At 72.4% G+C, this 11,751-nt stretch carries 13 protein-coding genes and 1 pseudogene; 5 read left to right on the top strand and 9 right to left on the bottom strand.

Annotation, left to right across the window (positions count from 1 at the left end):
- Nucleotides 1-276 (top strand): hypothetical protein (locus EEY80_RS20280; protein ID WP_205749100.1); only part of this gene is annotated, 276 nt, incomplete at its 5' end.
- Nucleotides 277-599: 323 nt separating this feature from the next.
- On the opposite strand, the gene EEY80_RS20105 is transcribed toward EEY80_RS20280, so the two are convergent.
- The 4 genes and pseudogenes from EEY80_RS20105 to EEY80_RS12010 all read right to left on the bottom strand — a co-directional run bounded on the left by EEY80_RS20105 (nt 600) and on the right by EEY80_RS12010 (nt 4,348).
- Nucleotides 600-1,319, bottom strand: a complete 720-nt coding sequence (locus EEY80_RS20105; RefSeq protein ID WP_164738232.1) for a CbiX/SirB N-terminal domain-containing protein — start codon at nt 1,317-1,319, stop codon at nt 600-602.
- Between the two features lie 528 nt (nt 1,320-1,847).
- Nucleotides 1,848-2,069 (bottom strand): annotated as a pseudogene (locus EEY80_RS20465) (hypothetical protein); the annotation flags it as partial.
- Between the two features lie 489 nt (nt 2,070-2,558).
- Nucleotides 2,559-3,686, bottom strand: a complete 1,128-nt coding sequence (gene prfB / locus EEY80_RS12015) for a peptide chain release factor 2 (protein WP_126976800.1) — start codon at nt 3,684-3,686, stop codon at nt 2,559-2,561.
- A gap of 194 nt (nt 3,687-3,880) precedes the next feature.
- The gene (locus EEY80_RS12010) at nt 3,881-4,348 is read right to left on the bottom strand and encodes a type II toxin-antitoxin system RatA family toxin (RefSeq protein WP_126976799.1); all 468 of its coding nucleotides are present in this window, start codon (nt 4,346-4,348) and stop codon (nt 3,881-3,883) included.
- Nucleotides 4,349-4,616: 268 nt separating this feature from the next.
- On the opposite strand from EEY80_RS12010, the gene hpt reads away from it, so the two are divergent.
- The 4 genes from hpt to EEY80_RS11990 all read left to right on the top strand — a co-directional run bounded on the left by hpt (nt 4,617) and on the right by EEY80_RS11990 (nt 7,604).
- Entirely contained in the window at nt 4,617-5,138 is a 522-nt protein-coding gene (gene hpt, locus EEY80_RS12005; protein WP_235829824.1) for a hypoxanthine phosphoribosyltransferase, read from the top strand.
- The gene (locus EEY80_RS12000) at nt 5,135-5,323 is read left to right on the top strand and encodes a hypothetical protein (protein ID WP_126976797.1); all 189 of its coding nucleotides are present in this window, start codon (nt 5,135-5,137) and stop codon (nt 5,321-5,323) included. Before hpt ends, EEY80_RS12000 begins: the two co-directional genes overlap by 4 nt.
- A 136-nt stretch (nt 5,324-5,459) precedes the next feature.
- The gene (locus EEY80_RS11995) at nt 5,460-6,356 is read left to right on the top strand and encodes a c-type cytochrome (RefSeq protein ID WP_126976796.1); all 897 of its coding nucleotides are present in this window, start codon (nt 5,460-5,462) and stop codon (nt 6,354-6,356) included.
- Nucleotides 6,357-6,536: 180 nt separating this feature from the next.
- A complete protein-coding gene (locus tag EEY80_RS11990; protein ID WP_126976795.1) occupies nt 6,537-7,604 on the top strand; it encodes a hypothetical protein in 1,068 nt (355 codons plus the stop codon).
- A 34-nt stretch (nt 7,605-7,638) separates the two neighbouring features.
- On the opposite strand, the gene EEY80_RS11985 is transcribed toward EEY80_RS11990, so the two are convergent.
- The 5 genes from EEY80_RS11985 to EEY80_RS11965 all read right to left on the bottom strand — a co-directional run bounded on the left by EEY80_RS11985 (nt 7,639) and on the right by EEY80_RS11965 (nt 11,725).
- Nucleotides 7,639-7,854, bottom strand: a complete 216-nt coding sequence (locus EEY80_RS11985; protein WP_126976794.1) for a hypothetical protein — start codon at nt 7,852-7,854, stop codon at nt 7,639-7,641.
- Between the two features lie 109 nt (nt 7,855-7,963).
- The gene (gene scpB / locus EEY80_RS11980; RefSeq protein WP_126976820.1) at nt 7,964-8,554 is read right to left on the bottom strand and encodes an SMC-Scp complex subunit ScpB; all 591 of its coding nucleotides are present in this window, start codon (nt 8,552-8,554) and stop codon (nt 7,964-7,966) included.
- Between the two features lie 53 nt (nt 8,555-8,607).
- Complete coding sequence (locus EEY80_RS11975) at nt 8,608-9,405, bottom strand: segregation and condensation protein A (RefSeq protein ID WP_235829819.1); 798 nt, start codon at nt 9,403-9,405, stop codon at nt 8,608-8,610.
- A gap of 11 nt (nt 9,406-9,416) precedes the next feature.
- Nucleotides 9,417-10,424 (bottom strand): beta-N-acetylhexosaminidase, encoded by a 1,008-nt coding sequence (gene nagZ, locus EEY80_RS11970; protein ID WP_126976793.1) that lies wholly within the window; start codon nt 10,422-10,424, stop codon nt 9,417-9,419.
- On the bottom strand, nt 10,424-11,725 hold the full coding sequence (locus EEY80_RS11965) for an SPOR domain-containing protein (protein ID WP_235829818.1): 1,302 nt from the start codon (nt 11,723-11,725) through the stop codon (nt 10,424-10,426). The genes nagZ and EEY80_RS11965 overlap by 1 nt, the downstream gene beginning before the upstream one ends.
- Nucleotides 11,726-11,751: the final 26 nt, after the last annotated feature.

Genomic DNA, 11,751 nt, shown 5'->3' with positions numbered 1-11,751 from the left:
CGCGCCGCGGCAGGACAGCCGGTGGCCGGCCGGGCCGGCGAGCGCGGCGCAAGGCCCGGGGGCCCGGGCCGCCCGCATCTCGCCGCCGCCTCCACGGATCCGGCCGGCGGCAACCGGCGCGCCGCTCCTCCGCCCGACCCCGCGGGCGCCGTGCCCTTCGTGCGGGCCGCAACGCATCCACTCCGCCCGGGAAGCGCTGCGCCCGGAGGCCGGCTGCGCCTGGCCATCCCGGGGGGCGCCACCGCCGCGGTCGAGGACGACTGGGAGGAGTTCTGATGCGGATCGCGGCGGGCAGCAGTCGGGACAGCCGGACCCGGCGGGCGACAGGTCTGACCCCGCCACCTCTGCCCCGCGCCTTCCCGCCGCGCGTCTCCTGTGTCCGATCGGGTGCTCCGGCAGGACAAAGGCACGGACGGCGGCACCGCTGCCGGTCCCGCCGCGGGATGCCGGGACCAGCCCCGCTCCCGGTCGCCCCCCCGCGGTCTCCGACGCTCCCGGTCGTGCCGTCCCTCGCCCGCCGTCCCGCGGCGGCCGCCCGCTCCGGTCCGCGGGCCGATCCGGCCCTTGGCCGCTGCCACTCGCGGCAGTCTCACCCGCCGTCACCGGTCAGCAGCGCCCTCCGGCCCCGCTCCGGTCCGGTCGCCCGCCGCCGCAACCGCCGCCCGCAGGGCGCGGGCGACCAGCGCGGGCGCCTCCTCCGCCTGCCCGAGCGGTGGCAGCAGCGTGCCCGGGAACCCGGCCGAGGCCAGCGCGGCGGGAAGGTCCTCCTCGACATGGCCGCCCGCCAGCGCGAAGAACGGCAGACACAGCGCCGGCGCCGGGCACTCGCGCGCGATCGCCGCCACCTGCGGTGCCTGATCGATGAAGCCGGTCGCGAGGCTTGCCGGGCGCAGCCGGTCGACCAGCACCCGCGCGACCCGCCGGGCCACCGCCGCGGGCGCCGGGCTGCGGAACGAGCCATGCGCCGCCAGCAGCAGATGCGTCTCGGCCAGCCGCCAGCCGCGCTCGGCCACGGCAGCGCGCAGCACCGCCTCGGCCAGGTCGATGGCCGCCGGATCGGTGCCGAAGGGCGCGAGCAGGTGCATCCGCGCCGGCGGCAGCCCCGCCTCGGCCAGCCGCCGGGGCAGTTCGCTGCGGGTGAACCAGCCGTCCGCCATGAACATCGGGAAGATCAGGACCGGCGGCAGGTCCTGCGGATCGTCCCCGCCTGTCGCGGAGAACGCGCTTCCGGCCGTCGCGGGCGACTGGCCTTCTGCCGTCGGAGGGGTGTCGGACCCTTGGGACGTATCCGGCGCATCGGCGCCCTTGGGAACCGCCACCTTGCTCCCGGCCGCGGCCGCCGCAAGGCGACCGGAGGGGGCAGGGTCCGGGCGCTGTCCCTCTCGTTCACGACCGGGCGGCGTCCGGTCTGCCGAGAGCTGCGCCGCCGCGCCCCCTCCGGCTATATCCTCGCCGGCCAGATCCCCATCGGCCGCGCCCCCGCCGGCAACACCCCCGCCGGCCACCCTCACGTTGCCCGCCGTCCCGCAACCTGCGTCGGTGTCGTCTGCCTCGAGGCCGAACCGGCCCCCGTCCGGGCTATCCTCGCCGAACCGGCCCTCCGTCGCGTCGGGGTCGCGTATGTCCACACGAGAAACCGGGCCGGGCGGCTCGTCTCCGGTTCGGTCCGCCGGACCGGCCAGCGCCGACCGGCCGCTCCCGGCCGCCGCACAGCCACCCGCTTTTTCAGGATGGCGGTCTTCAAGACCCGCGTCTTCGGGACCGGCGTCCTCAGAACTGCCGCCTTCAGGACCGGCCTCCCCGACCCACCCCGGATCGGTGCCGGATCCTGCGAGACCGGCGTGGTCGCGACCGCCCGCCTCCAGATCCGCCAGCGCCGAGGCCAGCGCGCCCGGCGCCGCCAGCGTGGCGGAGCCGACGCGCCACCCTTCCAGATGCCCGGCCACGCGCCCGGCGAATGCCGCCAAGACCGCCTCGGCCGGGCCGGGGTCGGAGGGCTGGCCATGCGCGACGATCAGCGCGCGGGGCGGCGGAGGGACGGGTGTGTCGCCATCATGCAGCCTTGCCATCGCCGCTCCCCTCTCGTGTCACGCCCCGTCAATCCGCCCTCGTCCGCACCGCCAGCAAGGATGCCGCGGCAGACGCCCTGCGGCGCACCTGGTCGCACCGGCGCATGATCGATGTCCGGCACCGACGCCCCTGTGGTCGAACGGGCCCCGGCCCAAGGCATGCTCCGTCTCATTCCGGCAGGCCCCCCGCGGGCGGTACAGCCACCGGCAGCGGCCACCGGTATCGGTCCGCGTCCCGCAAGCCGAGCCATCCCGTCGACCGGGCAGCGCCAAGCCCGGCATCGCCGCCCGCCCGGCCGCCCGCCGGGCGGCCGGACCTCCGCGATTCTCCGCCGCCGGACCCGTTTCCCGCCGGCCTGTCCGCAGCCATCCTGCCCGCAGCGGCCCCGTTCCCGGCATCGACCCTCCGCCATCGCCCCAGCGCAACTGTGGTTGCCGACCAACCCCGCCGCCGCCACAGCCCCGCGCGCCACAGCCCGGCCGCGGGGATCAGTCCTCGGCCGTCGCCTCGGCGCGGCTCTTGCCGGCCACGTCCATCGCCAGCGTCGCCGCCATGAACCCGTCGAGATCGCCGTCGAGCACGCCCTGCGTGTCGGATGTCTCGTGCCCAGTGCGCAGGTCCTTCACCATCTGGTAGGGCTGCAGCACATAGCTGCGGATCTGGTTGCCCCAGCCCGCCTCGCCCTTCGCCTCGTGCTGGGCGTTGATCTCGGCATTCCTGCGGTCGAGTTCCAGCTGATAGAGCCGCGCGCGCAGCGCGTTCATCGCCTGTTCGCGGTTCTGGTGCTGCGACTTCATCGACGAGGTGACGACGATATTGGTGGGCAGGTGGGTGATCCGCACCGCGGAATCGGTGGTGTTGACGTGCTGGCCGCCGGCGCCGGACGAACGGTAGGTGTCGATGCGGATGTCGCGGTCGGGGATGTCGATCTCGATATTGTCGTCGACCACCGGATAGACCCAGACCGAACAGAAAGAGGTGTGCCGCCGCGCCGCCGAGTCATAGGGCGAGATCCGCACCAGCCGGTGCACGCCCGATTCCGATTTCAGCCAGCCATAGGCATTGGGGCCGGAGATCTTGTAGGCGGCGGACTTGATCCCCGCCTCCTCGCCCGGGCTTTCGGACTGCAGCTCGACCTTGTAGCCCTTCTTCTCGGCCCAGCGGACATACATCCGCGCCAGCATCGCGGCCCAGTCACAGCTTTCGGTGCCGCCCGCGCCCGAGTTGATCTCGAGGAAGGTGTCGTTGCCATCCGCCTCGCCGTCGAGCAGCGCCTCCAGCTCCTTCGCGGCGGCAAGCTCGGCCAGCGCCTTCAGGCTCGCCTCGGCATCGGCGATGATCTCGGCATCGCCCTCGGCCTCGCCCAGTTCGATCAGCTCGACATTGTCGGACAGGCCGCTGTCGATGCGGCGGTAGGTCTCGACCTTGTCCATCAGCACCTGCCGGTCGCGCATCAGCTTCTGCGCGCGGGCGGGATCGTTCCAGATGTCGCCATCCTCGATCATGGCGTTCATCTCTTCCAGACGATGCGGCGCCGTGTCCCAGTCCATCCGCTGGGCGAGCAGTTTCAGCGACTTGCGGATCGCTTCGCAGGTGTTCTGGATTTCGGCGCGCATGGTCGGGGTCCGGTCTGACGTTCAGGGGCCTGACATAGCGGCTGCGCCCGCCCGAGGCAAGCGCGGCCCCTGCCCCCAACCTTCCCCGCGCGCCTGTCCTTCTTGTCGGCGCAAATATCCCGGGGGGTGCGGGGGGCTGGCCCCCCGCCTCTTCGCCCGGCACGGTGGGCTGGCCCGCGCTTTCGGGTCCGCCGTCAGGCCGCGCCGCCGCCGGGGCCGTACAGCACCTTCGCCCGCGCCTCGAAGGCGCGCACGATCCGGCCCATCGCCTCGCCGAAGACGACGCCCACCACCCGCTGCAGGATGGCGTTCTTCATCTCGAAATCGACGAAGAAGGACACGTCCGACCCGCCATCGGCCCGGTCGGCAAAGCGCCAGTCGGATTTCATGTATTTGAACGGCCCGTCCAGATATTCGGTCTCGATCCGCTTCTCGGCGGGCCACAGCACGACGCGGCTGCCGAACTTCTCGCGGAAGACCTTGAACGAGATCACCAGATCCGCCTCCATCACCTCGGCCCCGTCGGCGCGCGGGGTGACCGAGCGGATGCGCGCGGCAGAGTTCCAGGGGAGGAATTCGGGATAGCGGGCGACATCGGCCACGAGGTCGTACATCTGCTGCGCCGTATAGGGCAGCGCCCGGGTCTCCGAATGGGTCGGCATCCTGCGCGGCTCCTTCCTGCCGGTGCGACTGTCCCTGCCGGTGCGACCGTCGCGATCGTCTGTCGTCATCGCCGGGCATCGGGAGGCCGGGCATCGGGGGCATCGGGCCGCGGTCGGCTCTTGCGTGACTGTTCCGGTCCCATGTCGTAGAAACGCCCCGGGCATTCAAGGGGAAACCATGACCGACGCCGCCCCGGACAACCATCCGGCACCCGAACCCGCAGCCGCTCCGGCACCCGCAGCGGGACCGGGCTATGTCATCGACGAGATGATCTCGGCCAAGACCATCGCCGCCCGGGTCGAGGCGCTGGCAAAAGAGATCACCCGCGCCTTCGCCGGCACCGACCGGCTGGTGGTGGTGGGGCTGCTGCGCGGATCCTTCGTGTTCATCGCCGATCTGGTGCGCGAGATCGACCTGCCGGTGGAGGTCGATTTCCTCGAGGCCTCCTCCTATGGCAATGCGATGCAGTCGAGCCGCGAGGTCCGCATCCTCAAGGACCTGCGCTCGGGCATCGAGGGGCAGGATGTGCTGCTGGTCGAGGATATCGTCGATACCGGCTTCACGCTCAGCCATGTGCTGACCCTGCTGCGCGCGCGCAATCCGAAGCGGATCGAGGTCTGCGCGCTGCTGGACAAGCCGGCGCGGCGCGAGGTGCCGATCCGCGCCACATGGACGGGGTTCGAGATCCCCGACGAATTCGTGGTGGGCTACGGCATCGACTATGCGCAAAGGAACCGCAACCTGCCCTATATCGGCAAGGTGCGCTTTCCGGGCGGGGATGCGGCATGAACACGATCTGGCTGCTGCGGGCGGCGAAATGGGCGCGGCATCCGCCCTCGGCCCGGCGGGTGGCGCTGGTCTTTGCGGTGGTGGCGGTCTGCCTGGGCCTTGCGGCGGTGGAATGGCTGGGGCTGTGGCCCGCGGCGCTGACCATGGACGCGGGCGCGCATCGCGGCGGGCTGGCGCGGCCCTGAACGGGCGGGAGGGCGCGCCGCTCAAGCTTTCGTGATCGCCGGGCAGGACGGTTGCCGCGCCGCGGCACCTGCGGCACCGTCCGGGCAGCAAGCCTCGCCCCGCAGCCCGGGCGCCCCGCCACGCAAGGATGTCCCGATGCTCCGCCGCCTGCTGACCCTCCTGGTCCTGATCGCCGCCATCGTCGCCCTCGGGCTGTGGATCACCCGGCCCCAGACCGTCGAGCGGGCCGATCTGGCGGGGATCACCGGCGATGCGGCGCGCGGCGAGGCGGTGTTCCATGCGGGGGGCTGCGCCTCGTGCCATGTCGCGCCCGAGGCGGTGGGCGGATCGGGCGAGTCGGCGCCGGTCCTGTCGGGCGGGCAGCGTTTCGTCACCGAATTCGGCACCTTCGTCGCGCCCAACATCAGCCCCCATCCGCAGGCCGGCATCGGCGGCTGGAGCTTTGGCGACCTGGCCAATGCCATGACCCTCGGCACCTCGCCCGGGGGGCAGCACTATTACCCCGCCTTCCCCTATGCCAGCTATGCCAAGGCCACGCTGCAGGACGTGGCGGACCTGCATGCCTATCTGATGACCCTGCCGCCGGCCGACACGCCCTCGGCCCCGCATGAGTTGTCCTTCCCCTTCGACCGGCGGCAGGTGCTGGGCGGGTGGAAGATGCTGTATCTGGACCGGGACTGGGTGGTGGCGGGCGACCTGACGCCCGAGGAAGAGCGCGGCCGCTATCTGGTCGAGGCGCTCGGCCATTGCGGCGAATGCCACACCCCGCGCGACAGCCTCGGCGGGATGGACCGCGACCGCTGGCTGGCCGGCGCGCCGCTGGAGGGCGGCGGCCGGGTGCCGAACATCACCCCTGCCGGGCTGGACTGGTCGGTGGAGGAGATCGCCGAATATCTGAATTCCGGCTTCACCCCCGATTTCGACAGCGCCGGTGGTCATATGGCGCTGGTCGTCGCGAATTTCGCGCAGTTGCCGCCCGAGGACCGGCTGGCGGTGGCGGCCTATCTGAAGCGGGTGCCGGGCGTCGAGTGACCGCGCCGGGTCGCTGACGGCCCCCGGCGCGACGAACCGCAACCCAAGGCGAGTCCCACGAAAAGTTGATGTTTGCGTGATGCATCCCCGCCAGATGTGGGGTATGATCGCGGGCAATGCCGGCCGGCAAAGGCCGGTGGCCGGACCCCGGCACATCAAGAAACGTTTCGAGGACGAGCAATGAGACAGGCTTTCCCCCGCCGCGCGGGCATCGCTGCCGTGCTGACCGGCGTCATCGGTTCCGCCGCCATCGCGCAGACCGTGGTCGGCTACGATCCCGCCCGCGGCTATCAGACCGTGCCCGGCCCTGCGGGCTTTGCCCCCGCCGATGCGAGCTTCGGCTATGACCCGGCGCCCGTATCGGGCGGCGGCGGCCAGACCGGCGGCGGCGTAACCTGGGGCCGGCATGGCGCGGGCAGCAGCGGCTTCAGCCATGAGGGCGTGATCGAATACGAATTGCTGAAGACCACCGACGAGGATGACACGATCCTCTTCGGCGACTTCATGCTGGGCTATATGGCGCCCGGTGCCGGCATCGGCTTCGAGATCGGGATGACCGGCTATGACACCGGCGAGGCGGGGGCCGATACCGCCGCCTATGGCGCGCTGCGGCTGAAGGTCGGCAATGGCGAGATCCGGGCCGGCGTGCCGCGCGCCGCGCTGGACGATTTCATGGACATCCCCGCGCTCGGCGGGTCGCGCTATCTGGACCTCGGCTACGGGCAGCTGACCTCCAGCCTCGTCAGCAGCCATTACCTCTTCGGCGGCAAGACGCCCTGGGGCCTGCGCTATGACACCACCCTCGGCAATGTCGATCTGGCGGGGTCCGCGCATCAGTTCGCCGACGAACAGACCAAGGTCCTCGACGTCGCCGCCGCCTGGCATCTGGGGGCGGTGACGCTGTCGGCCGGGGCCGAACAGGTCGAAAGCGACGACCATGCCTCGGGCACCAGCGTGATCCTGGGCGCCAAGGCGGGCAACGGCCCGATCGAGGGCGGGCTCTACTGGTCGAACCTGGAAAATCCGGGCGATATCGAGGCCTTCACCGCCTATGGCACCTGGCGGCCCTCCACCCCCGTTTCCGTCACCGGCAGCTTCGTCACCGCGCGCGAGGACGGGCGGGAAAGCACGCTCTACGGCGTTTCGGCGGATTACACCTTCTGGCAGGGTGCCTATGTGCAGGGCGGCGTCACCGATGGCGACAGCGAAGACGCGACCTACGACCTGAGCGTCGGCTTCAAGTTCTGACGCGCGGCGGGGGCCGGACCGGCCCCCTGCCCCCTCAGCGCAGCTTGCGCGAGACGCGGGCGGCGGCGCGGGCCTTCTTCACCAGATCGCGCTGCCCCTTCTGCGCGGGCGCGGGCTTGCCCGGCGCGGCGGTGGGCGCGCCCTTGCCCTTCTTCCCCGACATGTAGTCGAAGCCCGCATCGACGCCGCGGTTCACCATCCGCTTCATCACGCTGCCCACGACCATGTCGATCAGCCTGTTCAGGTTCATGGAATCGTCCTTTCGCATCCAGCGGCGAAGATGGGGGGCGGCGGGCGGTTGCGCAATCCGGCGCGGCGCCGGCGGGCGCGTTTTCCCCCGGGCCCTCGTCGCCCGGGCCTCAATCCTCGAACAGCTCCGTCTGCCCCGGCGCCTCGTCGCCATCGGGATCGTCGGCATCCGGCCCCCGCCCCATCGCGCCGGGCAGCGGTCGGTTGTCCAGCAACCCGGCCGAGCGCAATTCCTTCAGCCCCGGCAGGTCGCGGGCGCTTTCCAGCCCGAAATGGTCGAGGAAGGCCTCGGTCACCACGAAGGTGACGGGCCGGCCCGGCGTCATCCGGCGGCGGCCGAAGCGGATCCACTCCATCTCGATCAGTTGGTCGATGGTGCCGCGGCTGACGGCGACGCCGCGGATCTCCTCGATCTCGGCCCGCGTGGCGGGCTGGTGATAGGCGATGATCGCCAGCGTCTCGATCGCCGCGCGGCTCAGCTTGCGCGTCTCCACCACCTCGCGCGCCATCAGGTGGCCGAGGTCCGGCGCGGTGCGGAAGGCATGGCCGTCGCCCACCCGCACCACCCGCACGCCCCGGCCCTCATAGCGGCGGCGCAGATAGGCCAGCGCCTCGGCCGGATCGCAGCCATGCGGCATCCGCCGTTCCAGTTCCGCCACCGTCACCGGCTCGGGCGAGGCGAAGAGGATCGCCTCCACCATCCGTTCCTGTTCGGCGATGGGGGGCGCCTCGAAAAGCGAGCGTTCCTGTTCGGTCACGGGTCTTTCCGGCGGATCGAGATGGGCGCGAAGGTCTCGGACTGTCTTAGCTCGACCAGCCCCCGCTTGGCGAGTTCCAGCGTCGCGGCGAAGGTGGCGGCGGTGGCGGACCGGCGGCGGGCGGGATCGGCGGTCCAGCCCTCGGGCAGATAGCTGGCCAGATCCGTCCAGTCGCCGGCAAAGCCGATCAGCCCGCGCATCCGGTCCAGCGCCTCGTCCATCGTGTAGACATGGTGCCGGTCCATCACGAAGGGGCGGAACTCGTCCTTGGTGCGGATGCGGGCATAGGCCTGCATCAGGTCCAGCAGCGAGGCGGTCCAGCGCACATGCCGCACCACGCCGCGGTCATCGGGCGCGCCGCGCGCGAAGAAGTCGCGCCCCTTCTGGTCGCGCGCCATCAGCCGGGCCGCCGCCTCGCGCATCGCGGCCAGCCGTTCCAGCTGGAAGGCCAGATGCGCGGCGAGGTCTTCGGCCGAGGGTCCGGCCTCGGCCGGGTCGGGCGGCAGCAGCAGCCTGGATTTCAGGAAGGCGAGCCAGGCCGCCATCACCAGATAGTCGGCGGCCAGTTCGATCCTGAGCGCCTTGGCCCGGTCCACGAAGGACAGATACTGTTCGGCCAGCTGCAGCACCGAGATGCGGCGCAGGTCCACCTTCTGGGTCCGCGACAGGGTCAGAAGCAGGTCGAGCGGCCCCTCGAACCCGTCCACATCGACGATCAGCGCCTCGGCCGCGCGGCGTTCGGCCACGCGCTCGGGCGTCATCCCGTCCCAGTCGTCGGCCCCGGTGGCGGCCATCGCGTGTGCCCTCATGCGCCGGAAACAAGCGCCGAGAATTCCCGCTCCAGCGCCGCGATGTCAACCGGCTCGGGCGGGTGGCGGCGGGCCAGCGCCGCGGCGGCGCGGGCGGCGGCCCCGGGGGCCAGCCGGCCCGCCGCCTCGGCGACCGCCTCCATCTCGTCCATGGTGCCGGAACAGTGCAGGATCACGTCGCAGCCCGCGGCCAGCGCGGCCCCGGCGCGGTCGGCGAAACCGCCCGCCAGCGCCTGCATCCCCAGATCGTCGGTCATCAGGAGGCCGCCGAACCCGATCTCGCCCCGGATCAGCGCCACGGCTTCGGGCGAGGTGGTGGCCGGCCGCTCGGGGTCGATCCCGTCGAAGACCACATGCGCAGTCATCGCCATCGGCAGGTCCGCCAGCGCGGCGAAGGGGGCGATGTCCGCCATCAGCTCGTCCCGCGCCGCCGCGACGCGCGGCAGCGACAGGTGGCTGTCCGCGGTCGCCCTGCCGTGGCCGGGGATATGCTTGACCACCGGCAGCACGCCCCCCGCCAGCAGCCCCTCGGCCGCGGCGCGCGCGGCGCGGGCGACCGTCACCGGATCGATGCCGAAACAGCGGTTGCGCAGGAAGGGATGGGTGGCCTCGCCCGCCACGTCGCAGCAGGGCGCACAATTCGCGTCGATCCCCGCGGCCCGCAATTCCGCGGCGATCAGCCGGTGCCGCAGCCACATGGCGCGCGCACCGGCCTCCGGGTCCGCCGTGCGGGCCATCTGGTCCAGGGGCGGCAGCCAGTCGCGCCAGTGCGGCGGGCGCAGCCGCTGCACCCGCCCGCCCTCCTGATCGACGAAGACCGGCGCCTCGCGCCCCACCGCCGCCCTGAGGCTGGAGGTCAGCCGCTGCACCTGCGCCGGCGTCGCGATATTGCGCGCGAAGAGGATGAAGCCCCAGGGGTCCGCCTCGCGGAAGAAGGCGGTTTCATCGGCCGACAGGTCCGGCCCGGCCAGACCGAAGATGGTGGCGCCGGCGGTCCGGGGCATCAGCGCGCCTGCACCGGAATGCAATGCGCGTCCTGATCGACCAGCGCCGCGCAGAAGCGCCGCGCATCGGCCAGATCCGCGAAACCGCTGGCCCGCAGCCGGAAGAAGGCCCGCCCCGCACTTTCGGCGGGCTGGATCACCCGTCCCTTGCCTTGCAAGAGCGAGCCGAATTCCAGCGCCAGCCGGTCCCATTCACCGCGCGCCTCGGCCTCGGTGTCGAAGGCGCCAAGCTGGACCAGCCGCGCGCCGGCCTCCAGCGTCGCGGGGTCCACATCGGTGTAGCTGGCCATCACCGGTTCCGCCGCCGCCATCGCCAGTGCATCCGGCAGGTCGCCCTGGGGGCGCGGCTGCGGGCGCAGCGACCGCGCGACGCCCGGCACATCGGCCGGGATCGTGGCCATCGCCACCGCCAGCGCGCCCTCGATCCCCTCGACCACCGGCGCCTCGGCCAGCGCGGCATCGAGGATCGGCTCGGCCGGGTCGTCGGGCAGCGGTTCGGGCGGCACCTTCTGGGCGGCAAGCTGCGTCGGCCCCTCCACCGGCGCAAGCTGGCCGGTCGCGGGCGGCAGCGCGCTGCCCAGTTCCGCCATCGGCAGATCCTCGTCGGTCAGCGCCACCGGCTGGGGCGCCAGCGTCAGCCGGTCGGCGGTTTCCGCCGCCTCGCCCACCGCCGCCACCGTATTGACCGCAAGGCCCCGGTGCTGGGCCAGTTCGCCGCCGGGATTTTCCGGCGCCACCCGCGCCGGCCCCTCGATCGCGGCGATCACCGGGATGCCGGTCACGTCGCGCATCGCCAGCTTGTAGCCCCAGACCCCGAGTCCGATCACCAGCGCCAGCGAGGTCAGCGCGCCCGCGCCGTTCACCGCCTGCTGCGCGCGCCGCCGGATCCGGTCGGCCAGATGGCCCGCCATGCCCTGCGCCGCGGCGGGATCCTCGCCCGCCTGCCAGTCCGCCTCATCGTCGTGATACTGGCTCGCCGCCTGACCCGGGCCATGTTCGGCCCAGCGGGCATAGTCCTGGGCATAGGCCGCGGGATCGTCGCCCCCGGCCTCGTCCCAGCGGGGATCGTGCCGACCGTGATCGTGCTGGCCGTAGCCGTCCGGCCCGTGATCGCCGTGGCCCTGATCGTCGTGCCCGTGATCGTCCTGCCAGCGACCGTCCCGCCCGTGATCCGTGACCGGACCGCGCCGGATCAGCCCGCGATAGTCGCGCGAGCCCCGCGCACCGGATGCGCCGGCCGCGTCACCGCCTGCCGCGCCCGCTTGCTGGTCCGTGCCGAAAAACCGCCCGTCCGCCGCCATGCCTCGCCCTTCGGGCGGCCTTGTCG

The sequence above is a fragment of the Frigidibacter oleivorans genome (assembly GCF_003993775.1).
Lineage (GTDB): Bacteria > Pseudomonadota > Alphaproteobacteria > Rhodobacterales > Rhodobacteraceae > Frigidibacter > Frigidibacter oleivorans.
This window is presented reverse-complemented; position numbering and strand designations above follow the sequence as displayed.

What these genes read in the sequence shown, in the direction of transcription:
- prfB (WP_126976800.1), bottom strand. Translation starts at nt 3,686, where the DNA reads ATGCGCGCCGAAATCCAGAACACCTGCGAAGCGATCCGCAAGTCGCTG.
- EEY80_RS12010 (WP_126976799.1), bottom strand. Translation starts at nt 4,348, where the DNA reads ATGCCGACCCATTCGGAGACCCGGGCGCTGCCCTATACGGCGCAGCAG.
- hpt (WP_235829824.1), top strand. Translation starts at nt 4,617, where the DNA reads ATGATCTCGGCCAAGACCATCGCCGCCCGGGTCGAGGCGCTGGCAAAA.
- EEY80_RS12000 (WP_126976797.1), top strand. Translation starts at nt 5,135, where the DNA reads ATGAACACGATCTGGCTGCTGCGGGCGGCGAAATGGGCGCGGCATCCG.
- EEY80_RS11995 (WP_126976796.1), top strand. Translation starts at nt 5,460, where the DNA reads ATGCTCCGCCGCCTGCTGACCCTCCTGGTCCTGATCGCCGCCATCGTC.
- EEY80_RS11990 (WP_126976795.1), top strand. Translation starts at nt 6,537, where the DNA reads ATGAGACAGGCTTTCCCCCGCCGCGCGGGCATCGCTGCCGTGCTGACC.
- EEY80_RS11985 (WP_126976794.1), bottom strand. Translation starts at nt 7,854, where the DNA reads ATGAACCTGAACAGGCTGATCGACATGGTCGTGGGCAGCGTGATGAAG.
- scpB (WP_126976820.1), bottom strand. Translation starts at nt 8,554, where the DNA reads ATGGTGGAGGCGATCCTCTTCGCCTCGCCCGAGCCGGTGACGGTGGCG.
- EEY80_RS11975 (WP_235829819.1), bottom strand. Translation starts at nt 9,405, where the DNA reads ATGGCCGCCACCGGGGCCGACGACTGGGACGGGATGACGCCCGAGCGC.
- nagZ (WP_126976793.1), bottom strand. Translation starts at nt 10,424, where the DNA reads ATGCCCCGGACCGCCGGCGCCACCATCTTCGGTCTGGCCGGGCCGGAC.
- EEY80_RS11965 (WP_235829818.1), bottom strand. Translation starts at nt 11,725, where the DNA reads ATGGCGGCGGACGGGCGGTTTTTCGGCACGGACCAGCAAGCGGGCGCG.